A 25,422-nucleotide genomic window follows, 5' to 3' on the forward strand; every position below is an offset into this window, starting at 1 on the left:
CTGTCACGCCCGGTCCCGGGCCCGCCGGGGCGGACCGGCGAACGGTCCGGGCCCGCGTCCGCCCAGGGCGGACGCGGGCCCGGATGCGACCGACCGGGGGTCAGCCCTCGTCGGTGGCGGCGGTCTTGCTCGCCGCGGTCTTCTTGGCCGCCGCCGTCTTGGTGGCGGCCTTCTTCGCGGTGGTGGTCTTCTTCGCCGCCGTCTTGGCCGCCGTGGTGGTCTTCTTGGCGGCGGTCTTGGTCGCGGTCTTCTTGGCCGCGGCCTTCTTCGCCGGGGCCTTCTTCGCCGTCTTCTTCACCGGCCCGCGCGCCCGCTTCTCGGCGAGCAGCTCGTAGCCGCGCTCGGGGGTGATGGTCTCGACCTCGTCGTCCTTGCGGAGCGTGGCGTTGGTCTCGCCGTCGGTCACGTACGGCCCGAACCGGCCGTCCTTGACCACCACCGGGCGCTCGCTGACCGGGTCGGTGCCCAGCTCCTTGAGCGGCGGCGCGGCCGCGGCCCGGCCGCGCTGCTTGGGCTGGGCGTAGATCGCCAGCGCCTCCTCCAGCGTGACCGTGAAGAGCTGGTCCTCATCGGTGAGCGAGCGGGAGTCGGTGCCGCGCTTCAGGTACGGGCCGTAGCGGCCGTTCTGCGCGGTGATCTCCACGCCCTCCGGGTCGACCCCGACCACGCGCGGCAGCGAGAGCAGCTTCAGCGCTTCGTCCAGCGTGACGGTGTCCGGCGACATCGTCTTGAACAGCGAGGCGGTGCGCGGCTTGACGGCGTTCTTGCCGGTCTTGGGCGTGCCCTCGGGCAGGATCTCGGTGACGTACGGGCCGTAGCGGCCGTCCTTGGCGACCAGCATGTTGCCGCTGACCGGGTCCGGGCCGAGCTCGTAGTCGCCGCTGGGGCGGGCCAGCAGCTCCTCGGCCAGCTCGACGGTCAGCTCGTCCGGCGGCAGCTCGTCCGGGATGTCGGCGCGCTGGCCGGGCTCGCCCTCGACCTCGGAGGCGCGCTCCACGTACGGGCCGTAGCGGCCGACCCGCAGGGTGATGTCGTCGCTGACCCGGAAGGAGCTGATCTCCCGGGCGTCGATCGCGCCGAGGTCGGTGACCAGTTCCTTCAGGCCGCCCAGGTGGTCGCCGTCGCCGTTGCCGGCCTCGGCGGCGCCGCCCGCGGCCGCGCCCTCGCCGGCGTCCTCGCCGAAGTAGAAGCGCTTGAGCCACGGCACGGACTGCGCCTCGCCGGCCGCGATCCGGTCGAGGTCGTCCTCCATCTTCGCGGTGAAGTCGTAGTCGACCAGCCGGCCGAAGTGCTTCTCCAGCAGGTTGACCACGGCGAAGGAGAGGAACGACGGCACCAGCGCCGTCCCCTTCTTGAAGACGTACCGGCGGCCGATGATGGTGTCGATGATCGAGGCGTAGGTGGAGGGGCGGCCGATCTCCCGGTCCTCCAGCTCCTTGACCAGCGAGGCCTCGGTGTAGCGGGCCGGCGGCTTGGTGGCGTGGCCCTCGGGGGTGAGCTGCTCGGCCGCCAGCGGGTCGCCCTCGGCGACCTGCGGCAGCCGGCGCTCACGGTCGTCCAGCTCGGCGTTCGGGTCGTCGGCGCCCTCGACGTAGGCCTTGAGGAAGCCGTGGAAGGTGATGATCTTGCCGGAGGCGGAGAACTCGACGTCCCGGCCGTCGGCGGACCGGCCGCCCACCTTGACGGTGACCGACTGGCCGACCGCGTCCTTCATCTGGGAGGCGACGGTGCGCATCCAGATCAGCTCGTAGAGCCTGAAGTCGTCGCCGCTCAGGCCGGTCTCGGCGGGGGTGCGGAAGCGGTCGCCGGACGGGCGGACCGCCTCGTGCGCCTCCTGCGCGTTCTTCACCTTGGAGGCGTAGGTGCGCGGCGCGTCCGGCAGGTAGTCGGCGCCGTACAACTGGGTGACCTGGGCGCGGGCGGCGGAGACGGCGGTTTCCGACAGCGTGGTGGAGTCGGTGCGCATATAGGTGATGAAGCCGTTCTCGTACAGCTTCTGGGCCACCTGCATGGTCCGCTTGGCGCCGAAGCCCAGCTTGCGGCTGGCCTCCTGCTGGAGCGTGGTGGTGCGGAACGGCGCGTACGGCGAGCGGCGGTAGGGCTTGGACTCGACGCCGCGCACCGCGAAGGCGGTCTGCTCCAGGGCGGCGGCCAGCGCGCGGGCGGCCTGCTCGTCGAGGTGCAGGGTGTTGGCGCTGCCCGCCTTCAGCCGACCGTCCTGGCCGAAGTCGCGGCCGCTGGCGATCCGCTTGCCGTCGACGGTGCTCAGCCGGGCGCCGAAGCTCTCCGGGTTGGCCGCGTCGGCCGAGGCGCGGCCGGTGCCGAAGGTGCCGACCAGGTCCCAGTACGAGGCCGAGCGGAACGCCATCCGCTCCCGCTCGCGCTCGACGACCAGCCGGGTCGCGACCGACTGCACGCGGCCGGCCGACAGCTTGGGCATGACCTTCTTCCAGAGCACCGGCGAGACCTCGAAGCCGTACAGGCGGTCGAGGATGCGGCGGGTCTCCTGGGCGTCGACCAGGCGCTGGTTCAGCTCGCGCGGGTTGGCCACCGCCTCCTGGATCGCGGTCTTGGTGATCTCGTGGAACACCATGCGGTGCACCGGCACCTTGGGCTTGAGCACCTGCTGGAGGTGCCACGCGATGGCCTCGCCCTCGCGGTCCTCATCGGTGGCGAGGAAGAGCTCGTCGGACTCCGCGAGCAGCGACTTCAACTTGCTGACCTGGGACTTCTTGTCCGCGTTGACCACGTAGATCGGGGCGAAGTCGTGGTCCACGTCCACCCCGAGACGCCGCACCTCACCGGTGTACTTGTCCGGGACCTCGGCGGCCGTGCTCGGGAGGTCGCGAATGTGCCCGACGCTCGCCTCGACGATGTAGCCGGGGCCCAGGTAGCCCTTGATCGTCTTCGCCTTGGCCGGCGACTCGACAATGACGAGTCGCTGTCCGTGCGCGGTCTCGCTGCTCGGGGACACCTTCGCTCTTCTCTCCCGGTCGTTACGTGAGCTGGTCGGCGCTGGCAGCACGGGCTGCGCTCCGCCCGACCCCTCCACCGTCCCGGGGCTGCCGCTGTACGACGACCCCACCAGCGGAGTGTGACCGTACCCCGGCCACCCTTGTCAAACGGACGGATCCCGCAATTTCACCGGCAAGGCCGACCGACGCCACTCGAACGGTAACCCGAGCGCGGCGCATCGCGCCCTGCGGAGGGGGGCTTCGGCGGGTTTCGAAGGATGGAATGACGGATTTCAAAATCTGTCAACGGAATTTCCACCCCCGGATCCCGTCGGCGCGGGGCCACCCCGGGCCGCCTGGGGACGTCTGGAGACGTCTGGGGCTGCCTGGGCCGCTCCTGGCCGCCTGGGGCCACCGCGGGCCCCTGGCCGGGGCGGCTACCCGGCGACGAGCAGCAGGAGTGCCCCCGCGGCCAGGCAGCCGAGACCCAGCGCCGTCCACAGCAGGTCGGCGACGACGGCCCGCGGACCGGTCTCCTCCGGCGCGAGCACGGCGAGGCCGGGGCGGCGGGGATCGTAGGCGATCCGCACGGAGGTGCCCGGGACGAGCCGGGGCGGGCGCCGCAGCGGGGTGTGACCGCGCGGGCGGGTCAGCACCAGCTCGCAGGCGTCGACGGACAGGACCCCGCGCGCTCCGGCGCCGTACGTTCCTGCGGGCCCGAGGGCTGTGGGCCCGAGGGCTGCGGGCTCGGTGGCGAAGGAGAGCAGGGGCGCGCTGTCGAGCTCGCCGTGCGCGTCGGACTCGGCGACCACCGTCGCGACGACCGGCCGCCCTCGGCGGCGCACCCGGTGGCGCACGCGCGCTTCGGCGGCGCACCAGAGCAGGAGTGCGCCGCCGAAGAGGGCGAATACCGCGCCCCCCACCGCCGTCGTCGTCGTTTCCACCCAGCCGCCCCCAGCTCTGTCCACAGCCTGTGGACAGAGCCTCACAGCCCACGGCCAACGAGGGGCAGATGTTCGGCGAACAACCGACGAACCGGGGGGAGCCGGGCAGTGAACCGGCGTCGCTCGGCCCACCGCTGCCCAGCCCGCCGATACTCAGCCCACGGGCCGGATGAACCCCTGCTCGGTCAGCAGCCGCAGCGACTCCGGCACCCGGTCCCGCAGCACCACCCGGTCCTCGCCGAGCAGCTGCGCGATCGCGTCGACGATCTCGCCCGCCGACAGCGTCCCGTCGCAGACCCCGACGAGGCCGGCGCCCACCGTGTCCACCTTGGTGGCCCGGCGCATCCCCCGGTTGTGACGCAGGATCACATGCTCGGGGTCCTCCGCCCCCGGCGCGCCCACCTGCTCCTGGACGACCTCGTCGGCCAGCACGTACCGCGCCGCCAGCAGGCCCGCGTCGTCGTGGGTGCGCAGGAAGTCCTGCCGGTCGAACCACTCCTCGATGTGCGGGCCGAGCGGCTGCTCCACCGGGTGCGGCCACTCCTCCACCCGGACGGTCGGCTGCGCGGCGCCGCTCGCCCGCAGGGTGATCCAGCCGAAGCCGATGCCCTCGACCCGGCCGGCTTCGAAGGCGTCCAGCCACTCCCCGTACCGGGCCTGGTAGTCGCCTCCGGGGCCGCGGTGGTCGCCGCCGTCGCGCAGCCAGAGCTCCGCGTACTGGGCCGCGTCCTGCACCTCGCGCTGGACGACCCAGGCGTCCAGCCCGGTGCCGGCCACCCAGCCGGCCACCCGGTCGTGCCAGTCCTCGCCCCTGACGTGCTGCCAGTTCGCCAGCAGCTGGCAGTAACCGCCCGGTTCCAGGTGGGCGGCGGCCGAGCGGACCAGGCTGCGGCAGAGGTCGTCCCCCGCCATCCCGCCGTCCCGGTAGGTGAACCGGCCGGCCGGCGAGATCACGAACGGCGGGTTGGAGACGATCAGGTCGAACCGCCGCTCCCCCACCGGCTCGAAGAGGCTGCCGGCGGCGGTCTCCGTGTTGTCGAAGCCGGACAGCGCCAGGGTCAGCTCGGTGAAGCGCAGCGCGCGCGCGTTGAGGTCGGTGGCGGTCACCCGCCGGGCGTGTCGGGCGGCGTGCAGCGCCTGCACGCCCGAGCCGGAACCGAGGTCCAGCGCCGAGCGGACCGGCCGGCGCACCGTGATGTTGGCCAGCGTGGTGGACGCGCCGCCCACCCCGAGCACCAGGTCCTTGCGGGCCACGCCGTGCGCGGTCTCGCCGGAGCCGATCCCGCCCGCGCCGCCGACCGCGCAGCCCAGGTCGGAGACCACCCAGGCGTCCGCACCCGGCAGTCCGGCGACCTCGTCGGCGTACGGGCGGATGTCCACGGTGGCGCGCACCAGCTCGCCGTCCGGGCGCAGCCAGCCGTCGGTCAGGCAGTCCTCCACCGGCAGCGCGGCGGCGGCCGCCTTGTACGGCACGGGCTGCTGCAGCAGGAAGAGCCGCACCAGCGTCTCCAGCGGGCTGCCGCCGCGGGTCGCGCGCAGCGCGGGGACCGCCTCGCTGCGGGCCAGCGCCGCGTACCCGGTGGGCCCGAGCAGGTCCAGGCAGCCGTCGGCGGTGTACGAGGCGGCGAGCAGCGCCTCGCGCAGCTTGGCGAGGCGGGTCGGGTCGAGAACGGGGCTACTGGTCACCCCGCCATTGTCCCCCGCGCGATCGCCCGCGCCCGCCCTCTCCGCCCGTTCCTCCCGACGCCGACGACCCCCTCGGCGGGGGCCGAGGGGGTGCGGGCGCGGCGCGAGTCCGGGTGTGGCGCGAGTGCGAGTGCGGGTGCGGTCGGTCAGCTCGCCGAAGGGGCGGCGGCCGGGGTCGTCGGTGCCGGGGCGGCGGCGGGGTCGCTCGCCGCCGGGCTCGCGCCGTCCGTGGCGCCCGCGGCGGGCGTGCCCGTGGGCGTTCCCGTGGGCGTGGCGGGCGGGCTGTCCGTCGAGCCGCCAGTCGGAGCGGCGGCCGCCGAACCCGGCTTGCAGCCCTCCTGCTTGGCCATCGCCGCGCCCAGCTCGCCGCGCTGCAGCTTGCCCTGCGCCTGCGTGGAGAGCGCGGACAGCTGCCGGATCTGGTCGCCCACGCTGCGCAGCCCGTCGGCGAACTTCGACTGGTCGTCCACGGTGAGCTCGGACAGCTTCTTCTGGACGTCGAGGTAGCCGTCGGCCGCCTTGTTGAGCTCGGCGACGGTGTCCTTCTGCAGGGTCCCGCCGTCGTCCACCTTGGGGGCGCCGGCCCCGTCGATGGCCGCGGCGATGTCCTGGTTGGTCTTGGCCAGCTGGCCGATGTCCGCCGAGAGCCGCTTCTGGAGGTCGGCCGGGACCTCGCCGGTCTTCACCTGCCCGGTGTCCGCCAGCGCGGTCTGCGCCTGGGCGATCGGGTCCTTGGCCGCGCCGCACACCTTCGTCGCCCACGACTCCAGCTGCTTGCTGTTGTCGTCGCCGCAGCCGACGGCGCCGAACGCGAGCAGCGCCCCGAGCGCGGGTACGGCCAGCAGTCGCTTGTTCACCGGGAGAAGCCCTTTCGGTTTCGGTCGTCGAACTGCGAACCTACACGTCCGCCGTTCGACTCCCGGTTCCCGCCCGGGCCTCCTCCCGCCCTGCCGCCGCACCGCGCGGCGTCGCGCGACGCTCAGTGCGTGAGGGCGTCCACCGAGGCCGGCCAGCTCATCCGGATCAGCCCGCCGCCGGCGCCGGCGGTGACCTCCAGGTCCTCGACCAGGCCGGTGAGCACCGCGAGACCGAGGGCGTCCTCGTCCGGCTCGCCGCCGTCCGCCGCGCCGGCGGTCGGGACGGTGTCGAGACCGGCCTCGTCCTCGACCTCAATGAGGAAACGCTTCTTCTGGTCGATCAGTGCGACGCGCACCGCGCCCTTGACGTCTCCGCGCCGGTGCAGACCGACCGCGCGCGAGCACGCCTCGCCGACGGCGAGGCGCACCTCGTCGAGCACCGACTCGTCGACCCCCGCTCGTCTGGCGACTGCCGCGGCCACCAGCCGGGCCGTCCGCACGTGCTCGGGAAGCGCGCTGAATCGAAGTTCGACGGTTGCCATCTCTTCCCCCTCGGGGTGCTCCGACCGGGGCCGGGCTCACGGCCCCTGCGGGCCGGTGTCGACCGGCCCCGGGGCGACCGGACGGGCCGGGGCGCGCGGCCCCGGCTCCCGGACGCATAGGGATCGGGCGGGTCGGCCGGCGAGGGCCGACCCGGCCGGGTCAGTCGGTCCTGCGGATCAGTCGGTCGCCTGGACCGCGTCCTCCACCGAGTTGTGGATCGGGAAGACCTTGGTCAGGCCGGTGATCCGGAAGATCTTCAGAATGCGCTCCTGGTTGCACACCAGGCGCAGCGAGCCCTCGTGGGCACGCACCCGCTTCAGACCGCCCACCAGCACGCCGAGGCCGGTGGAGTCCAGGAAGTCCACGCCCTCCATGTCGACGACGAGGTGGTAGCTGCCGTCGTTGACGAGCTCGACCAGCTGCTCGCGCAGCTTGGGGGCGGTGTACACATCGATCTCGCCGCCAACCTCGACGACCGTGCGGTCGCCGACTGTACGGGTCGACAGGGACAGGTCCACGGAACCTCCAGCACCTTGCCTTGCTACGTCATTGCGATCCTCGGCCGGACGGCCGCCATCGCATGGTCGCGAGCTTCGGGCACACCCAGCCAGTGCGTGGCAAGCCTCAGCGCTGCGACCCCCGGCCGTACGGCCGTCACGGCCACATTCAACCACCTGCGGCCATGCCCGCACGATGGCTTAGGACGATTCTCCGTCACGCCGGTGACACACTGGGTCCTCATGCCGCCGCGTCACAGCCTGCCCGAGGCACTGCTCACGACCCTGTCCACCACCCGAGGGCGGTCGGACCGGCTCACCCATACGGAGCACCTTCCCGCCCGGCCCGCCCGTTATGCGCCGTGGCCCGACTGGATCCGGCCCGAGATCGCGGAGTCCGCCCGGGCCACGGGTGTCCGGCAGCCCTGGGCCCATCAGGCGGAAGCTATGGACCTGGCCAAATCCGGTCAATCTGTGGTGATCGCCACAGGGACCGCCTCGGGCAAGTCCCTCGGCTACCTGGCCCCGGTGCTCTCCGACCTGCTGGACGGCACCGAGGCGCGCAACGGCCGCGGCGCCACCGCGCTCTACCTCGCCCCGACCAAGGCGCTCGCCGCCGACCAGCGCCGCCGGGCCGCGCAACTCGCCCCGCCCCGGGTCCGGGCCGCCCTCTACGACGGCGACACCCCGCCCGAGGAGCGCGAGTGGGTCCGCCAGTACGCCTCCTACGTCCTCACCAATCCGGACATGCTGCACCGCGGCATCCTGCCCGCGCACGCCCGCTGGTCCTCCTTCCTCAAGGCCCTGCGCTACGTCGTGGTCGACGAGTGCCACGGCTACCGCGGCGTCTTCGGCTCGCACGTGGCCCAGGTGCTGCGCCGGCTGCGGCGGATCTGCGCCCGCTACGGCTCCTCGCCCGTCTTCCTGCTCGCCTCCGCCACCACCGCCGACCCGGCCGTGACCGCCCGCCGCCTCACCGGCCTGCCCGCCGAGGCGGTCACCGAGGACGGCTCCCCGCGCGGCCCGATGGTCTTCGGGCTCTGGGAGCCGCCGCTCACCGAGAACGTCGGCGAGCACGGCGCGCCGGTCCGCCGCACCGCCACCGCCGAGGCCGCCCACCTGCTGACCGACCTGGTCGAGCGGGAGACGCGCACCGTCGTCTTCGTGCGCTCCCGGCGCGCCGCCGAACTCGTCGCCCTGCAGACCCAGGACCAGCTCGGCCGACCGCTCGCCGACCGGGTCGCCGCCTACCGCGGCGGCTACCTCGCCGACGAGCGCCGTGCGCTGGAACGCGAACTGCACTCCGGCCGCTTGCTCGGCCTCGCCTCCACCTCCGCCCTCGAACTCGGCGTCGACATCTCCGGCCTGGACGCCGTCCTGATGGCCGGCTACCCGGGCACCCGGGCCTCGCTCTGGCAGCAGGCCGGCCGGGCCGGCCGCGAGGCCCAGGGCGCGCTGGCCGTCCTGATCGCCCGCGACGACCCGCTGGACACCTACCTGGTGCACCACCCGGAGGCGCTGTTCGCCACCCCGGTCGAAGCCACCGTGCTCGACCCGGACAACCCGCACGTCCTCGCCCCGCACCTGTGCGCGGCGGCCGCCGAGCTGCCGCTCACCGACTCCGACCTGGAGCTGTTCGGCCCCTCGGCCGCGCCGCTGCTGCCGGTGCTGGAGCGGCGCGGGCTGCTCCGCCGGCGCGGCGACGCCTGGTACTGGACCCGCCGCGAGCGGGCCGCCGACGCCGTCGACCTGCGGGGCAGCGGCGGCAGCCCGGTGCAGATCGTCGAGGCGCCGACCGGCCGGCTCCTCGGCACCGTGGACGCCTCCGCCGCCCACACCACCGTGCACACCGGCGCCGTCCACCTCCACCAGGGCCGCACCTACCTCGTCAAGGACTTCGACCTGGACAACTCGGTCGCCCTGGTCGAGCGCGCCGACCCGCCCTACACGACGTCCGCGCGGGACATCACCTCCGTTTCCGTGCTCTCGACCGACACCACCGTCGACTGGGGCGAGGGCCGGCTCAGTTTCGGTTCGGTGGAGGTGGTCAACCAGGTGGTCGGCTACCTCCGCAAGCGGATCTCCACCGGCGAGATCATGGGCGAGAGCAAGCTCGACCTGCCGCCCCGGACCCTGCGCACCCGGGCCGTGTGGTGGTCGGTCACCGAGGACCAGCTGCTCGACGCGGACATCCCGCCCGACCAGCTGCCCGGCGCCGCCCACGCCGCCGAGCACGCCTCGATCGGCCTGCTCCCGCTCTTCGCCACCTGCGACCGCTGGGACATCGGCGGCGTCTCGGTGCCGCTGCACCCCGACACCGGGCTGCCCACCGTGTTCGTCTACGACGGCCACCCCGGCGGGGCGGGCTTCGCCGAACGCGGCTTCCGGCGGGCCGAGCAGTGGCTGACCGCGACCCGGGAGGCGATCGCCGCCTGCGAGTGCGAGCGCGGCTGCCCGTCCTGCGTGCAGTCGCCCAAGTGCGGCAACGGCAACGACCCGCTGGACAAGGCGGCCGCCGTCCGGCTGCTGGACGTGCTGCTCGCCGGCGCTCCCGCACCCGTCGGACCGACCGGCCGGGGCGGAGAAGCCGGACCGGCCGGACCGGCTGAAGGGGCCGGAGAAGCCGGAGAGGCCGCGCCGACGCACGTGGCGGACCCGGCGGACCCGGCGGAGGCGGCCCGGGCGGCGGCCGAGGCGGCCGAGGGCGCCGAGGCGGCGGCCCGGGCGGTCGAACGGGAGGGGCAGCGGGAAGGGCAGCGGGAAGAGGGCGGGCCCACCGGCGAGGGCTCACCAGGAGCTTCATGAGCCGCCTCCGATCTGGCCGGCCCCGCCCAGCGCGGCCCGTGCGTCCTCGTCCGCCGGCGCCACCGGCGCCCTGATCGGTCCGGCCCGGGCCCGCGCCCGGGCCGGACCGACCGGCAGCCGCGGGCTCAGCCCGGCGACGGGCACCTGCGCCACCACCTCGACGGCGTCCGCCGCCCGGTCCACCGCGCAGGAGACCACGGTGGCCTCCTGCGCGGCCGCCACGGCGTCGGCTCGACCGCAGCCGCCGTCCGCGTCCAGCAGCAGCCGGTCCGCCGCCGCGAGCGCCGCCAGGTCCGCGGCGGACTCCGCCCGGTGGCGGGCGCCGGCCACCGCGCCCACCGAGAGGGCGGCGGTGCACGCCAGGCAGCCGAGCAGCGCGCAGACCAGCAACCACACCGTCGCCGACCCCGTGTCCTCCCGACGCCCCCTCAGCCCGGCCACGAACCCGCACCTCCCTCCGCTCCCGGCAGGGTGTCCTCCCGGGCCGCGACGGCGGTGGCGCTCAGCCGGACCGCGAGCACCTCCGCGAACCGCCCCGGCGCCCCGTAGGGCGCGTCCACGGTGACCCGGACGGTGTCCGGCTCCAGGGCGACCAGGACAGCCGCCCCGGCCGGCGCGGCCGCCCGCGCCACCCCGGCGGCGTCCGCCTCCCCGCGCGCGGCCGCCCTGGCTCCCACCCGGGCCGCGTCGACACAGCGCAGCTGGGCGGCGGCCGCGAGCACGGCCCAGACCAGCAGCACCCCCAGCAGCACCAGCGCCGGCAGTGCGACGGCGGTCTCGGCGGTGACGAACCCGCCGTCCCCGCGCCGTCCCCGCTGCCGTCGCCCCAGCCGTCGCCGCAGCAGCGGTCGGTCAGGCCACACGGAGCGCCCGGTCCAGGGCTCCGGCGAGCGCTTCGAGCACGGCCGCGCTGGTCGCCACCTTGTACAGCCCGGCCGCCAGCGCGCACGCCCCGAGCGTGCCGACCGCGTACTCCGCGGTCGTCATCCCCGCGTCCGAGCCGCCCCGGCCCCGGATCCGCCGCCGGATCACGGGCCGGATCCGCCGCGTCCCCCGGGGAGCGACGACGGCCACGGGCTTGATCGCCACGTTCATGGTTTGCCTCCTTGCATCGAGTCGGTTCGGTGTTGTGTCACATCGCGTGCGAGAAACGGCTGGTGAGCCCCATGACCACCGGGGCGACCCCGACCAGGACGAACGCCGGGAGAAAGCACAGCCCGAGCGGCGCCGTCGCGAGCACCCCGGCGCGGCGGACCCGGGCGTGCGCCGTCCGGACGGCCTCGGCCCGCCGGCCGCCGGCGAGCCCGGTGAGCGCCGCCGCCGCCGGGGCGCCGCTCAGGCTCGTCCGCACCAGGCACCGGGCCAGCGGCGCCAACGGCGGATACGCCTCGCCGAGCCGGTGCCAGCAGACCTCCGGCGGCGACCCCAGGGCCAGCTCCGCCGCGGTCGTCAGCAGCCGCGGACCCATGGGGGCGTCCACGCTCGCGCCGACCGCCGCCACGGCCGCCGCCGGTGAGGCCGCCGATCCGAGGCAGGCCGCCAACAGCTCGGCGGTCAGCGGCAGCTGCCGCACCAGCCGCTCCTCCTCCAGCGCGGCCCGACGCTCCGCCGGGGACCTCGCCCGAGGCATCCACCGGTGCAGCCCGACCGCCAGCAGTCCGCCCGCCACCAGGCCTCCCGGTCCGCCGAGGAAGGCCGCCGCCCCGAGCCCCGCCGCCACCGCCGTCGCCGACCGCCGCAGCCACCCCGGGAGGACGGGGCTCCCCCGCGTCGCCGGCCACCGATCGGCCCGCCCCGTCCGGGGCGGATCCCCGGCGTCCAGCAGGGCGTCGGCCCGCCGCCGTACCCGCCACCCGCTCAGGACCGGACCGCCGGCCACCGCGACCAGCAGCGCCCCCGCACCGGCCGCCACGACGGCCCGCTCCGCCGGCCAGGTCATCCGCACCCCACCTCCCGGCGGAACGCCCCGCTCGGCCGACCGGGCCGGGCACGGGTCCTGGTGATCCCGCACCTCCACGCCTCCGGGGGCGGCTCGGTCTCCCGCACCGGGGCGGAGCCCAGGGCTCCCTCGGCGGCCGCCCGGACGATCCGGGCGGTCCAGGCCAGGCCCAGCGCCTCCAGGGCCGCGCCCGCCACCAGGCAGGCCAGCCCGGCGGGCGTGTGGAGCAGCACCTCCAGCGGCCTGGCCCCGAGGGCCGCGCCCAGCAGCAGCCCCGCGAGCGGCAGGGCCGCCAGGACCGCGATCGTGGTGCGCGGCGCGGCCAGCTCGGCGGCGATCTCCTCCGCGAAGGCGCGCTCGACCCGCAGGGCCTCGGCCACCCCGTCCAACCCGGCCGCCAGACCCGACCCACCGGTGGAGGCGACCTCCCAGCAGGCGGCGACCGCCGCCGCCCCGCTTCCGCCCGGCAGTTCGGCGAGCAGCCGGAACGCGGCCGGCACGTCCGCGCCGTAGCGGCCGGCGGCGAGCCGCGCGACCGGCTCGGCCCCCAGCCGGCGCAGTGTCACGGGATCGGCGGCGATCCGTGTGGTCACCAGGTGCAGCGCCTGCTCGGGCACCGCTCCGCCGCGCAACTCGCCCGCCAGTCCGGCGCAGAGCTCCACCACGGCGGCCGCCCGGAGCCGCGCCTCGGCAGCCGTCGCGCGCCGCAGCCGCCACCGCCGGACGGGCAGGACCGCCGGGACGGCCGCCAGCAGCGGGACGGGCGATCCCGTCGCCCACCCGGCCGCCAACCCGCCGGGCAGGAGCAGCAGTTCGGGAGCTCCCCGGACGGGCCGCCAGAGCCCGCCGGACCACCGCGCGACCGCCGAGGCCGCACCGCCCACCCCGCCGCCGACATCGCCGCCACCGCCGGCGCGGGCGTCGGCGTCGCCCGCCAGCACCGCACCGGCCCGACGAACGCCCGCCACCTGCCGCTGCAGCCCGCACCACGCCGCCACCGCGGCCCCGCACAGCACCACCACCCACCACACCGCCACCTCGTCCACCACCACGGACACCACCTCCCTCATCGCCGCCACCGATGCCACCTGGCCCGCCGGCCACCCGGCCGGGCCACCGCCGTCACCCGCTCAACCACCCCGGCCGCCACCGCCCCGCTCCCTTCGCCTCCGCGGTCCACCGCCCGGCCCGAGGAGCAGCAGGGCGCCCGCCGCACAGCCGCCCATCAGCAGCGCGAACGCCACCTCCGCCCACCCGGCCGTCACGGCGGGTCCTCCTCGACGCCGGCTCCCCGGGCGGCGAGCAGGCCGGTCAGCCGCCCCCAGCCGGGGCCCGGGACGGTGGCGCCGTCCGCCGTGAAGGTCACCGCCGGGGTGGTGACGGCGAGTCCGCGCCGGTCGCCGTCCAGGGTGTGGATCTCGGCGACGCGCCGACGCCCGGTGCCCGGTTCGCGCACCAGGTGCACCACCAGGTCGAGGGCGGCGCGGAGTTGGCTGTGCAGGGCCGGGCGGTCCAGCCCGGCCAGCGAGCCGAGCGCCTCCAGCCGGACCGGCACGTCCGCCGCCGTGTTGGCGTGGACCGTCCCGGTGCCGCCCTCGTGGCCGGTGTTGAGGGCGGCGAGCAGATCGGCCACCTCCGGACCGCGCACCTCCCCGATCACCAGCCGGTCGGGCCGCATCCGCAGCGCCTGGCGGACCAGGTCCCGAAGGGTGAGTTCGCCCAGCCCCTCCTGGTTGGGCGGGCGGCCCTGGAGCCGCACCACGTGCGGGTGGTCGGGCCGCAGTTCGGCGGAGTCCTCGGCGACGACGATCCGCTCCTCCGGACCGACCAGGCCGAGCAACGCCGCGAGCAGCGTGGTCTTCCCCGTGCCGGTGCCCCCGCTGACCAGCAGCGAGAGCCTGGCCCGCACCACGGCGGCCAGCAGCTCGCCGCCGCGCGACGGGAGCGCACCACCGGCCACCAGCTCGTCGAGGCTGAACGGCCGGGGGCGGCACACCCGCAGCGAGATGTGGGTGCAGCCGGCCGCGATCGGCGGCAGGACGGCGTGCAGCCGGGTGCCGTCCGGCAGCCGGGCGTCCACCCAGGGCCGCGCGTCGTCGAGCCGCCGCCCGGCCGCCGTGGCGAGGCGGTGGGCCAGCCGGCGCACCGCCTCCGGGCCGGCGAAGCGGACGCCGGTGGCCCGGTGCAGACCGCCGCCCCGGTCGAACCAGATCTCCTCCGGTCCGTTGACCAGGACGTCCGTGACGTCGGGCGCCGCCAGCAGCCGGTCCAGCGGGCCCGCACCCACCAGTTCGGCGCAGAGCGAGCGCACGGTGTCGAGGGCGTCGTCGCCGCCGAGCGGCGGCCTGGCGGCGCGCAGCGCGGTCGCCACCGAGCCGGCGGTCGGCGGCACCCCGGACTCGGCCAGCCGCAGCCGGACGGCGTCCACCAGCGCGGCGGCGCGCTCCTCCCGCGCCGTCCTGCCGTAGGGGTTCGGTCCGGCCCGGGCCACGGCCGCCGGGGCGGTCGCGGGGCCCGGGACGCTCCGCAGCGCCCGCCGCCCGCTCGGCCCGTCACGGCCCCGGTCGACCCCCGGGCCGTCGCCGATCCTGCGCAGACGCACCATCAGAAGACACCTCCCTCGACCGCCGGCACCGGCGGCAGCACCTCGTCCAGGAACGCCCCGCAGAAGCGGGCGAGCGGCCCGCCCTCCCGGATCCCGGGCGGGACGCCCTGTTCGAGGTCGACGGCCAGGCCGGGCTCCGGCTCCAGCACCCCTGCGAGCTGCATCCGCAGCCCACGGGCGACCCGGTGCGCGGGGAGCCCGAGGGGCCCCGGCGACCGCACCACCGCCCGCACGTCGTCGAGCCGCATCCGGACGGACGCGGCCACCCGGTCGGCGGCGGCCACCGCGCGCAGTTCGGCCGGCACCACCAGCAGCGCCGTGTCGGACTGCTCCAGCGCCTGCCCGGCCGCCGGATCCAGTCGCCGGGGCACGTCGACCACCACGAGGCCGCCCCGGCGGCGGGCGGCGGCCAGGACGCTTCGCATGGCCTCGGGCGGCACGGCGAGGGTGTCGCCGCGGTCCCAGGACAGGCAGGACAGGGTGCCGAGCCGCTTGAGCGCGGGCAGCGCCCGGGCCAGCTCCGCGCCGTTCACCCGGCCCCGGGATCCGGCGAGGTCCGGCCAGCGCAGGCCCGCGGCCGTCTCGCCGCCGAGCAGGATGTCGAGCCCGCCGCCGAGCGGGTCGCCGTCGACGAGCACGGTGCGCAGGCCCCGGCGCGCGGCGGTGACCGCGAGCGCGCAGGCCAGGGTGGAGGCGCCCGCGCCGCCCCGCCCGCCGAGCACGGCGACGGTACGCGCCGGGGCGCCGACCCCCTCGGCGGCGTCGGCGACGCGGTCGAGCAGCCAGGCCTCGGCATCGGGCAGGAACAGCACGTGCTCCGCGCCGAGTTGGACGGCCCTGACCCAGACGCCCGCGTCGTCGAGGTCCGTCCCGAGCAACAGCACCCCGGGTCTGCGGGGCAGCCCGGCACACTGCCCGGACCGGTCGTCTCCGACCAGGACCAGCGACGCGCCCTCCCAGAGCTCGCGCGGCGGCGGAGCGCCCCGGATCAACCGCGGCTCGGTCCCGGCCGCCGCGCAGATCCGCAGCAGCTGCTCGGCCAGGCCGTCGTCCCCGGTGAGGACGAGCGGCCCCGCGGGCTCGGGCCCTCCGGTGGTGGCGTGGTCGGTGACGGGCTTCGTCATGGCGGCTCCCCTGTCGTCCTGGTGTCCGGTCGGTCCGGCGGCCGGTCGCCGGGACCCGCAGCACGGGTCCGGCGACCGCCGCCGGACATCACGGTGGACGGTGATCCGGATTCCGGCCGACTGCTTCCGAATGCCTGTGGACAACTCGTGGGCTGTGGACGAAAACGTTCACCCACACGGGGGGCTATTGGACAAAGAATTGACGAAACGGGCTCACGGAGATGAACCGGCATAGCGGCGCGGCCGGATAGCGCGGCGCGGACCGCGCGCTCACCGGGGCAGGTCCGGGCTCATTCCCGAAGCCGCGGGGGCAGCGGCCGGCCATGGGCGATGCCCTACGGACTCTCTACGGAGAGTGACGAAAACGGGGAACCACCCCCGGTCGCCGACACCCCCTGTAGACGTCCCGAGCCCACCGGCAGATCCTCACGGTGGGCCGTTCAAGCCCTGAAAATGGCCCTGGACGTGCGACGACCCCCGCCGGGGGGGAGAGCGGGGGTCGTCTATCCACGGCCCGACTCGGGGGGGAGGAGCCGGACCGGGTTAGCACGGTCGCGAACGATCCGTGACTTCCATGGTGTACCCGAGCGGCCAGAAACACAAACCCGCACGCCCGCGAGTACGCCGAATGGCGGGCTGTTTTGCGGCGCCCTCTATCCTCGGTTCCCGTGGACACCACCGAGAACGCCGACGAACACGCCGACGAGTCCCCGGACTCCACCGCCGCAGCCGCCGGGGCCGACGGGACACCCGGGCCCGACGGGACGGCCGTGACCGGCGCGCGCCCCGGAGCGGCCGGATCCGGCCCGTCCGGAGCCCGCCCGCCGACCGTGCGGCCGCGCCCGGCCGGACCGCGCACCGCCGCCTTCTTCGACCTCGACAAGACGATCATCGCCAAGTCGAGCGCCCTCGCGTTCAGCCGCCCCTTCTACCAGGGTGGCCTAATCAACCGTCGGGCCGTCCTGCGAAGTGCGTACGCCCAGTTCGTCTTCCTGGTGGGCGGCGCGGACCACGACCAGATGGAGAAGATGCGGGAGTACCTCTCCGCCCTGACCCGGGGCTGGAACGTGCAGCAGGTCCGCGAGATCGTCGCCGAGACCCTGCACAACCTGATCGACCCGATCATCTACGACGAGGCCGCCTCGCTCATCGAGCAGCACCACGCGGCCGGCCGCGACGTGGTCATCGTCAGCAGCTCCGGCTCCGAGGTGGTCGAGCCGATCGGCGCGCTGCTCGGCGCGGACCACGTGATCGCGACCAGGCTGAAGATCGAGGACGGCTGCTACACCGGCGAGATCGAGTACTACGCCTACGCCGAGAACAAGGCCGCGGCGATCCGGGAGTTGGCCGAGGTCGAGGGCTACGACCTGGCCGAGTGCTACGCCTACAGCGACTCGTCGACGGACCTGCCGCTGCTGGAGGCGGTCGGCCACCCCTCGGCGGTCAACCCGGACCGGGCGCTGCGCAAGGAGGCGGTGGCCCGCGAGTGGCCGGTGCTGGTCTTCGACAAGCCGGTGGAACTCCGGCGCCGGCTCCCGGAATTCTCGGCGCCGAGCCGCTCGGTGCTGACGGCGGTGGCGGTCGGCACGGCCGCGCTGACGGCCGGGGTCATCTGGTACGCGGCCCGGCGTCGCCGCCCGGCGGCCTGACCGCGAAGCATTGGACAAAACGGTCAAAAGCCGAAGACGCGACTTTTCGGGTTCCCCTTTTGCCCGAAACGCGATACAAATGAAGCACGGCCCGCGAGACCCGGTCAGGACCGAAGAGGTCAAACCGACAACGCAGTTCAGGCCCCACGGACCGCCGTACAGATGACCGAGCACCCACATGCAGCCGACCCGCTGTCGGGCCGCCGGACCAGACGAACGGGCAGGATCCCCGTCTGATCGGCACTTCCGGTGCATGCATGGTCACCCGGCATCTGTGCCAGTGGCGGCACCTGGCAGGATCAGGTGCCGCCGCATCTCGCTGTCCGGACCGGTCGGTCCGAGCGCTCAGACCATGCCGCGCTGCATCGCCTCGCAGACCGCCGTGCTCTCCCGCACCCCGAGCCGCAGCGCCCGGCCGCAGTGGCCGATCCAGGCCGCCAGGCCCTCCGGCGTCCCCGCCAGATAGCCGGCCAGCGCCCGCCGGTAGGCGTCCGTCCCGAGCTCCACGAGTCCGACCTCGGCCGGGCAGATCGACTTCGGGTCGAGCCCCTCGGCGATCAGCACGATCCGCTGGGCGGCCCGGGCGATCAGGCCGTTGTACGCGCCGAACGGCCGCAGCGCCAGCAGCTCGCCGTGCACCACCGAGGCCACCACCAGGGCCGGCGTCCCGACGCCCTGGCCCTCCGCGCGGGCCACCAGCAGCCGGGAGAGCTGGTCGAGCCGGGCGGCGACCTCCTCCGGACCGGGCGCCGCCGGCAGCGCCGGCACCGGCCCGTCCGCCACCGGGCCGTGGTCCGCCGCGACGCCCTCCGCCGGCTTCAGCTCCAGCGGGAACAGCTCGTCGGCCCCCTCGCCGCCCTGCCGCGGGCGGCCCGCCGCGGGGTCGGCGTCACCGACCGCCAGCAGGTGCAGCCTGGCCAGCACCTGGAGCGGCGAGTGCCGCCAGATGCTCAGCAGCTGGCCCGCCTCGGCCGCGATCCGCAGCGCGGCGCCCACCGTGCGGGCCTCGGGTTCCGCGCCGAAGTCGCTGCGCCGCCGGACCTCCTCCAACGGCCAGTCGGCCCCGGCCAGCGCCGCCGAGGCGCGGGCGCCGCGCAGGGCGGACTCGGAGGTGACCTCGGCCGCGCGGCGGCGCATCACCCGGTGGCCGTAGAGGCGGTCGACGGCCTTGCGCACCTCGGCCACCGCGTCCGGCACTCCGGGGAGCTGGGCCAACGGGGCGAGGGGATCTGTTCCAGTGCTCACCTACCCGAGAGTAATGACCCGGGCGCCCCGGCCGGAACAGCAACCTCGCATCACCCGTTAGAGGCAATCCTCACTTCCCGCCGGTCGGCGACCCGAAACCCCGATAGCATGACGACTGTCGAAGACGATAACGATTTCCAACTCGGGGGAATCGTCGACCTCGCCGCGGCGCGCAGCCGCGATCGCGGCGGGCCCAGGAGCGAGAGCCGGAGTCCCAAGATGAAGATCGCCTTCGTCGGCAAGGGCGGCAGCGGCAAGACGACGCTGTCCGCGCTGTTCATCCGCCACCTGGCCGCCGCGGTCCGGCCGGTCCTCGCCGTCGACGCCGACATCAACCAGCACCTCGGACCCGCACTCGGCCTGACGGACGACCAGGCCGCCGCACTGCCCGCGCTCGGGGCCCGCCTGCCCGAGATCAAGGAGTACCTGCGCGGCAGCAACCCGCTGATCCGCTCCGCCGAGGAGATGATCAAGACCACCCCGCCGGGCCGGGGCTCGCGGCTGCTGCGGATCGTCGAGGAGAACCCGGTCTACACGGCCTGCGCCCGCCCGGTCGCGCTCGACGAGGGGTCGGTGCGGCTGCTGGCGACCGGCGCGTTCACCGAGGAGGACCTCGGCGTCGCCTGCTACCACTCCAAGGTCGGCGCGGTCGAGCTGCTGCTCAACCACCTGGTCGACGGCCGGGGGGAGTACGTGGTGACCGACATGACCGCCGGCTCCGACTCCTTCGCCTCGGGCCTGTTCACCCGTTTCGACCTCACCTTCCTGGTCGCCGAGCCCACCCGCAAGGGCGTCTCGGTGTACCGCCAGTACCGGGACTACGCGCGCGACTTCGGCGTGCGCCTGCGGGTCGTCGGCAACAAGGTGCAGGGCCCCGACGACCTGGACTTCCTCCGCCGGGAGGTCGGCGAGGACCTGCTGACGGCCTTCGGCCATTCCGACTGGGTCCGCCGCCTGGAGCAGGGCGCGCAGCCGCCGTTGCGCGCCCTCGAACCCGCCAACCGCGCCGCGCTGGACGAGCTGCGCACGGCGGCCGACGCCGCGTACGCGCTGCGCGACCCGCGCCGGTACACCGAACAGGCCGTCCACTTCCACCTGCGCAACGCCGAGAGCTGGGCCAACGCCAAGGTCGGCACGGACCTCGCCGCCCAGGTCGACCCGGACTTCGTGCTCGGCGGCGAGCCCGCGCCGGCCGGCGAGCCCACCACCGCCGGCGCGGTCGTCTGAGCCGGAGCCCCGCCGCACCACCCACGGGCCGCGGTCCCCCGCACGGGGGCCGCGGCCCGAGCGCGTCCCGGCCGACTCGCTCCCGGCAGGCCCGCGACCAGCAGATTCCCGTCCGTTCGGCCACCACCCAATGGGGTGAATCAGGCCGTTATTCACTGTCGCTTCGAATGACGCTGTGCAAAGCTCTCATTACCCTCGGTTTACCGAGTCTTGATGTTCCTCTTCCGTCCCGGTGCCCCTCGCCGTGGCCTGGCTCCTCCCAGTGCCCCGCCGAGCGACCGCCGGGCGGCCCGATGGTCCAAGGCCCGGCCGGTGACACCCCGCACTCCCGGCCCGACCGCGCCATCCCGCCACACCGTCGCGACCCACGACAGCCGATCCGCTTCACCGAGCCCACGCCCGGACTCACCGCCGGACCTGACTGCGTTCGTTTCCCCGGACAGACGGGAAGACCCATGACCCTCGACATCTCCAGCGCCCCCATCGCCTCCGACACCACCGACCACGCACCACCGGGCCGACGTCCCCGCGCCGCCTGGGCCCGGGACCTCTCGGCCTCCCTGGTGGTGTTCCTGATCGCCGTGCCGTTCTCCCTCGGCATCGCCCTGGCCACCGGCGCCCCGCTCACCGCCGGACTGGCCGCGGCGGCCGTCGGCGGCATCGTGGTCGGCCTGTTCGGCGGCACCCCGCTGCAGGTCAGCGGCCCCTCCGCCGCGCTCACCGTGATCACCGCCGGGCTGATCGCCCAGTACGGCTGGCAGGCCACCTGCGCCATCACCCTCGCCGCCGGCCTGCTCCAACTCCTGCTCGGGGTGCGCCGGGTGGCCCGCACCGCGCTGGCCGTCTCGCCCGCCATCGTGCACGGCATGCTCGCCGGGGTCGGCCTCGCCATCGCCATCGCCCAGCTGCACGTCGTCCTCGGCGGTTCGCCGCAGAGCTCGGCACTGGCCAACCTGCTCGCCCTGCCCGGACAGTTGGCGACCCCTCATCCCTCGGCCCTGGCCGTCGGCGCGGTCACCGTCGCCGTACTGCTCGGCTGGCCCCGGCTGGAGCGACTCCCCGGCCGGTACGGGGAGTTCGGCACCCGGCTGGCCAGGGTCCCCGGCCCGCTGGCCGCCGTCGCCGCCGCCACCCTGCTCGCCGTCGCGCTGGACCTGCGGCTCGCCCGGGTCGAACTGCCCGCCTGGCAGCCGCACGGCCTCGCCCCCGACCTGCCGCACGGCCCGCCGCTCGCCGTCCTGGGCGCCGTGCTGACCGTCACCGCCGTGGCGAGCGTCGAGTCGCTGCTCTCCGCCGTCGCGGTCGACCGGATGTCGCGCCGCACCGGGGACCTCGACCGCGAGCTGCGCGGCCAGGGCCTCGCCAACCTGGTCAGCGGACTGGTCGGCGGACTGCCGATCGCCGGCGGCGCGGTGCGCAGCACGGCCAACGTCCGGGCCGGGGCGCACAGCCGCCGGTCCTCGGTGCTGCACGGCGTGTGGGTGCTGGCGGCCGCGCTGGCCCTGGCCGGCGGGCTGCGCAGGATCCCGCTCGCCGCCCTCGCCGCGCTGGTGCTGGTCGTCGGCCTGCAGATGGTGAGCTTCGCGCACATCCGCAAGGTGCACCGGCACCGCGAGTTCCCCGTCTACCTGACCACCGTGGCCGCCGTGGTGCTGCTCGGCGTCCTGCCGGGGGTGGCGCTGGGCGCGGGGACGGCCGCACTGCTCGCGCTCTACCGGCTGACCCGCGCCCATGTGGACGTCGTGGCCGGCCCCGACGGCTCGTTCACCGTGGAGACGCACGGTCCGCTCACCTTCGCCGCGGTGCCCCGGCTCAGCCGGGCACTGGCGGGCATCCCGGCCGGCGCCGAGGTCGCCGTCGTCCACGACGGCTCCTTCCTGGACCACGCCGCCTTCGAGACCGTGCACAGCTGGCGCACCGGCCATCAGGCGGGCGGCGGGCGGGTGTCGATGGTGACGCGCCGCCAGGACGACGAGGTGCTCGACCCGGACGGCACCGTCCGTGCCGGCAGCTCCCCCGGCCCGCACCGCTGCCGCGCCTGGACGCCCTGGGTCGGCCACCACTGCATCGAGCAGCGGGCGGACCCGCACGGCCGGCTGCTGGACGGGGTACGGGTGTTCCAGCTGCACACCGCCCCGCTGGTGCGGCCCGAACTCGCCCGGCTCGCCCGGGAGGGACAGACGCCCTCGCAGCTCTTCCTGACCTGCGCCGACTCCCGGCTGGTCACCAGCATGATCACCAACAGCGGCCCGGGCGACCTCTTCACCGTGCGCAACGTCGGCAACCTGGTGCCGGCGCCGCACGAGCCGGGTGCGGCCGACGACTCGGTGGCGGCGGCGGTGCAGTACGCGGTCGAGGTGCTGGAGGTACGGTCGATCACCATCTGCGGGCACTCGGGCTGCGGGGCGATGAAGGCCCTGCTGGACGGTGTGCACGAGCAGCCCGGCCGGCCCACGCCGCTGGCCCGCTGGCTGCGCAACGGCCGCGGCTCGCTGGACCGGCTGCGCAGGGTCCCGGCGGAGTTCGCCGACCGCCCGGCGGTCGACCTGGCCGAGCAGCTCTGCATCACCAACGTGGTCCAGCAGCTGGACCAGCTGCTGGCCAACCCGGCGGTGGAGCGACGGGTGACCGAGGGGACCCTGAGGCTGGTCGGCATGTACTTCGACTTCGCCACCGCACAGGCCTATGTGCTCGACCGGGAGAGCGGCCGGTTCGGTCCGATCGAGGCCGCGGCACCGACCGTCGCACCGGCACCGCCACCGGCAGCTGCGGGGACACCGGCGCGGGCCCAGCGGACGTCGGCCCAGCGGACGTCCGCCCCGCGGCAGAAGCCCGACACGCCCGGGCGTGCGAATGAATTCGAACAGGTCCCGGACACGGGTACCGCCGCCGCCGATCCGGTCCGGGGTGGAGGAGGTCCCGGCCTGGCCGCCTGAGAACCGGGCCCGCGTCCCGCCGGGCGGGCCAAGCACGCGGGCCCACCTCCCCGCCCCGCCCCGGGGCGCCGCCGACCTCGGGCAACCGTTCGATGCCCGGTCAAAGGTCTACACCAATTGTCCGGAGCCTCTTGTCAACAGACCTCTTCGCCTGGTGAGCTGTGCGCTGGGACACACGGGACAATCCCCACGCACGGGAAACGACCCCGATCATGACTCATGAGGAGTGCGCGTTGAGCAACGAGAGCCTGGCCAACCTGCTCAAGGAGGAGCGGCGCTTCGCCCCGCCGGCAGAGCTCGCCGCAGCCGCCAACGTCACCGCGGCCGCGTACGCTCAGGCCTCCGAGGACCGCCTCGGTTTCTGGGCCGAGCAGGCCCGCCGCCTCAGCTGGGCCGTCGAGCCCACCCAGACCCTCGACTGGTCCAACCCGCCGTTCGCCAAGTGGTTCGCCGACGGCACGCTCAACGTGGCCTACAACTGCGTCGACCGGCACGTCGAGGCCGGCAACGGCGACCGCGTCGCCATCCACTTCGAGGGCGAGCCCGGCGACGGCCGCTCGATCACCTACGCCCAGCTCAAGGACGAGGTCTCGCAGGCCGCCAACGCGCTGCTGGAGCTCGGCGTCGCCAAGGGCGACCGGGTCGCGATCTACCTGCCGATGATCGCCGAGGCGGTCGTCGCGATGCTCGCCTGCGCCCGGATCGGCGCCACCCACTCGGTGGTCTTCGGCGGCTTCTCCGCCGACGCCGTCGCCTCCCGCATCCAGGACGCCCAGGCCAAGCTGGTCATCACCGCCGACGGCGGCTACCGGCGCGGCAAGCCGTCCGCCCTCAAGCCGGCCATCGACGAGGCGCTGACCAAGGTCGACGGCGTCGAGCACGTCCTGGTCGTACGCCGCACCGGCCAGGAGATCGCCTGGACCGAGGGCCGCGACGTCTGGTGGCACGAGGCCACCGGGCGCCAGTCCACCGAGCACACCCCCGAGGCGCACGACGCCGAGCACCCGCTCTTCATCCTCTACACCTCGGGCACCACCGGGAAGCCCAAGGGCATCCTGCACACCTCGGGCGGCTACCTCACCCAGGCCAGCTACACCCACCACGCCGTCTTCGACCTCAAGCCGGAGACCGACGTCTACTGGTGCACCGCCGACATCGGCTGGGTCACCGGCCACTCGTACATCGTCTACGGCCCGCTCTCCAACGGCGCCACCCAGGTCATCTACGAGGGCACCCCGGACACCCCGCACCAGGGCCGCTTCTGGGAGATCGTCCAGAAGTACGGCGTGACCATCCTCTACACCGCGCCGACCGCGATCCGCACCTTCATGAAGTGGGGCGACGACATCCCCGCGAAGTTCGACCTGTCCTCGCTGCGGGTGCTGGGCAGCGTCGGCGAGCCGATCAACCCCGAGGCGTGGGTCTGGTACCGCGAGCACATCGGCGCCGGCAAGACCCCGATCGTGGACACCTGGTGGCAGACCGAGACCGGCGCGATCATGATCAGCCCGCTGCCGGGCGTCACGGAGACCAAGCCGGGCTCGGCCCAGCGCGCGCTGCCGGGCATCGCGGCCACCGTGGTCGACGACAACGCCGCCGAGGTCCCGAACGGCTCCGGCGGCTACCTGGTGCTCACCGAGCCGTGGCCCTCCATGCTGCGCACCATCTGGGGCGACGACCAGCGCTACATCGACACCTACTGGTCGCGCTTCGAGGGCCGCTACTTCGCCGGTGACGGCGCCAAGAAGGACGAGGACGGCGACATCTGGCTGCTCGGCCGGGTCGACGACGTCATGCTGGTCTCCGGCCACAACATCTCGACCACCGAGGTCGAGTCGGCGCTGGTCGGGCACCCGTCGGTGGCCGAGTCCGCCGTGGTCGGCGCCACCGACGCCACCACCGGCCAGGCGATCGTCGCCTTCGTGATCCTGCGCGGCAGCGCCACCGACAGCCCCGAGCTGGTCGAGGAGCTGCGGGCGCACGTCGGCCGTACGCTCGGCCCGATCGCCAAGCCGAAGCAGATCAAGGTGGTCGGCGAGCTGCCGAAGACCCGCTCCGGCAAGATCATGCGCCGTCTGCTGCGCGACATCGCCGAGGGCCGCGAGGTCGGCGACACCACCACGCTGGCCGACTCCACGGTGATGAACCTCATCCAGGCCCAGCTGCCGCCGGTGGGCAGCGAGAGCTGACCCACGTCGTGAGGCGCACGTCGTGAGACATGCGTGAGGCGCACAAGAGGCGCACGTGACGGTGCCCCGGACGGTCGTGACCGCCCGGGGCACCGCCGTGTCCGGACCCCGTCGTACCCGCGCCGCCGTGCGCAACGGGCCGCGAGGGCTTAAGTCCTTGAATAGGACAATCCGGATGTCGCTCTGCCGCCACGCTACAATGTCAAAGGCGCATCAAGATCC

Annotated in this window: 19 protein-coding genes; 5 read left to right on the forward strand and 14 right to left on the reverse strand. The window is 74.8% G+C overall.

All coding sequences use genetic code 11. The annotated features are described in order from the left end of the window. Window positions 1-100: 100 nt before the first annotated feature. From topA to bldG, 6 genes are all read right to left on the reverse strand, one after another. On the reverse strand, window positions 101-2,974 hold the full coding sequence (gene topA / locus ACFCLZ_RS17675; RefSeq protein WP_380285869.1) for a type I DNA topoisomerase: 2,874 nt from the start codon (window positions 2,972-2,974) through the stop codon (window positions 101-103). 417 nt (window positions 2,975-3,391) lie between these two features. Continuing rightward, window positions 3,392-3,877 (reverse strand): DUF3592 domain-containing protein, encoded by a 486-nt coding sequence (locus ACFCLZ_RS17680; RefSeq protein WP_380285870.1) that lies wholly within the window; start codon window positions 3,875-3,877, stop codon window positions 3,392-3,394. A 174-nt stretch (window positions 3,878-4,051) separates the two neighbouring features. After that, window positions 4,052-5,584, reverse strand: a complete 1,533-nt coding sequence (locus tag ACFCLZ_RS17685) for a methyltransferase (protein WP_380285872.1) — start codon at window positions 5,582-5,584, stop codon at window positions 4,052-4,054. 146 nt (window positions 5,585-5,730) lie between these two features. Beyond that, entirely contained in the window at window positions 5,731-6,441 is a 711-nt protein-coding gene (locus ACFCLZ_RS17690; protein WP_380285873.1) for a small secreted protein, read from the reverse strand. 122 nt (window positions 6,442-6,563) lie between these two features. After that, window positions 6,564-6,983, reverse strand: a complete 420-nt coding sequence (locus tag ACFCLZ_RS17695; protein WP_380285874.1) for an ATP-binding protein — start codon at window positions 6,981-6,983, stop codon at window positions 6,564-6,566. Window positions 6,984-7,160: 177 nt separating this feature from the next. Beyond that, window positions 7,161-7,502: an anti-sigma factor antagonist BldG gene (bldG, locus tag ACFCLZ_RS17700; protein ID WP_380226741.1), complete on the reverse strand. Its 342-nt coding sequence runs from the start codon at window positions 7,500-7,502 to the stop codon at window positions 7,161-7,163. Between the two features lie 222 nt (window positions 7,503-7,724). Between bldG and ACFCLZ_RS17705 the strand changes: the two genes are divergently transcribed. Next, window positions 7,725-10,286, forward strand: coding sequence for a DEAD/DEAH box helicase (locus ACFCLZ_RS17705; RefSeq protein ID WP_380285875.1), 2,562 nt, complete (start codon window positions 7,725-7,727; stop codon window positions 10,284-10,286). On the opposite strand, the gene ACFCLZ_RS17710 is transcribed toward ACFCLZ_RS17705, so the two are convergent. The 7 genes from ACFCLZ_RS17710 to ssd all read right to left on the reverse strand — a co-directional run bounded on the left by ACFCLZ_RS17710 (window position 10,281) and on the right by ssd (window position 15,954). After that, complete coding sequence (locus tag ACFCLZ_RS17710) at window positions 10,281-10,727, reverse strand: Rv3654c family TadE-like protein (protein WP_380285876.1); 447 nt, start codon at window positions 10,725-10,727, stop codon at window positions 10,281-10,283. The genes ACFCLZ_RS17705 and ACFCLZ_RS17710 overlap by 6 nt on opposite strands. Continuing rightward, on the reverse strand, window positions 10,715-11,149 hold the full coding sequence (locus tag ACFCLZ_RS17715) for a TadE family type IV pilus minor pilin (protein WP_380285877.1): 435 nt from the start codon (window positions 11,147-11,149) through the stop codon (window positions 10,715-10,717). The genes ACFCLZ_RS17710 and ACFCLZ_RS17715 overlap by 13 nt, the downstream gene beginning before the upstream one ends. Next, a complete protein-coding gene (locus ACFCLZ_RS17720) occupies window positions 11,139-11,381 on the reverse strand; it encodes a DUF4244 domain-containing protein (RefSeq protein ID WP_380285879.1) in 243 nt (80 codons plus the stop codon). Before ACFCLZ_RS17720 ends, ACFCLZ_RS17715 begins: the two co-directional genes overlap by 11 nt. Window positions 11,382-11,418: 37 nt before the next feature. Further along, entirely contained in the window at window positions 11,419-12,225 is an 807-nt protein-coding gene (locus tag ACFCLZ_RS17725; protein ID WP_380285880.1) for a type II secretion system F family protein, read from the reverse strand. Continuing rightward, window positions 12,222-13,295, reverse strand: coding sequence for a type II secretion system F family protein (locus ACFCLZ_RS17730; protein ID WP_380286201.1), 1,074 nt, complete (start codon window positions 13,293-13,295; stop codon window positions 12,222-12,224). Before ACFCLZ_RS17730 ends, ACFCLZ_RS17725 begins: the two co-directional genes overlap by 4 nt. Window positions 13,296-13,486: 191 nt before the next feature. Then, the gene (locus ACFCLZ_RS17735; protein ID WP_380285882.1) at window positions 13,487-14,830 is read right to left on the reverse strand and encodes a TadA family conjugal transfer-associated ATPase; all 1,344 of its coding nucleotides are present in this window, start codon (window positions 14,828-14,830) and stop codon (window positions 13,487-13,489) included. Next, window positions 14,830-15,954, reverse strand: a complete 1,125-nt coding sequence (ssd, locus tag ACFCLZ_RS17740; protein ID WP_380285883.1) for a septum site-determining protein Ssd — start codon at window positions 15,952-15,954, stop codon at window positions 14,830-14,832. Before ssd ends, ACFCLZ_RS17735 begins: the two co-directional genes overlap by 1 nt. An 830-nt stretch (window positions 15,955-16,784) precedes the next feature. Between ssd and ACFCLZ_RS17745 the strand changes: the two genes are divergently transcribed. Further along, window positions 16,785-17,603: an HAD family hydrolase gene (locus tag ACFCLZ_RS17745; RefSeq protein WP_380286202.1), complete on the forward strand. Its 819-nt coding sequence runs from the start codon at window positions 16,785-16,787 to the stop codon at window positions 17,601-17,603. Between the two features lie 345 nt (window positions 17,604-17,948). Here the strand turns inward: ACFCLZ_RS17745 and ACFCLZ_RS17750 are convergent, their stop codons facing one another. Then, window positions 17,949-18,848, reverse strand: coding sequence for an oxidoreductase (locus ACFCLZ_RS17750; protein WP_380285884.1), 900 nt, complete (start codon window positions 18,846-18,848; stop codon window positions 17,949-17,951). A 219-nt stretch (window positions 18,849-19,067) separates the two neighbouring features. On the opposite strand from ACFCLZ_RS17750, the gene ACFCLZ_RS17755 reads away from it, so the two are divergent. From ACFCLZ_RS17755 to acs, 3 genes are all read left to right on the forward strand, one after another. Then, window positions 19,068-20,075, forward strand: a complete 1,008-nt coding sequence (locus ACFCLZ_RS17755; RefSeq protein WP_380285885.1) for an ATP-binding protein — start codon at window positions 19,068-19,070, stop codon at window positions 20,073-20,075. Between the two features lie 455 nt (window positions 20,076-20,530). Further along, a complete protein-coding gene (locus ACFCLZ_RS17760) occupies window positions 20,531-23,011 on the forward strand; it encodes a SulP family inorganic anion transporter (protein ID WP_380285886.1) in 2,481 nt (826 codons plus the stop codon). Window positions 23,012-23,223: 212 nt separating this feature from the next. After that, a complete protein-coding gene (acs, locus tag ACFCLZ_RS17765) occupies window positions 23,224-25,200 on the forward strand; it encodes an acetate--CoA ligase (RefSeq protein ID WP_380285887.1) in 1,977 nt (658 codons plus the stop codon). Window positions 25,201-25,422: the final 222 nt, after the last annotated feature.

The sequence above is a fragment of the Kitasatospora purpeofusca genome (assembly GCF_042691725.1).
Classification (GTDB): Bacteria; Actinomycetota; Actinomycetes; order Streptomycetales; family Streptomycetaceae; genus Kitasatospora; species Kitasatospora purpeofusca_B.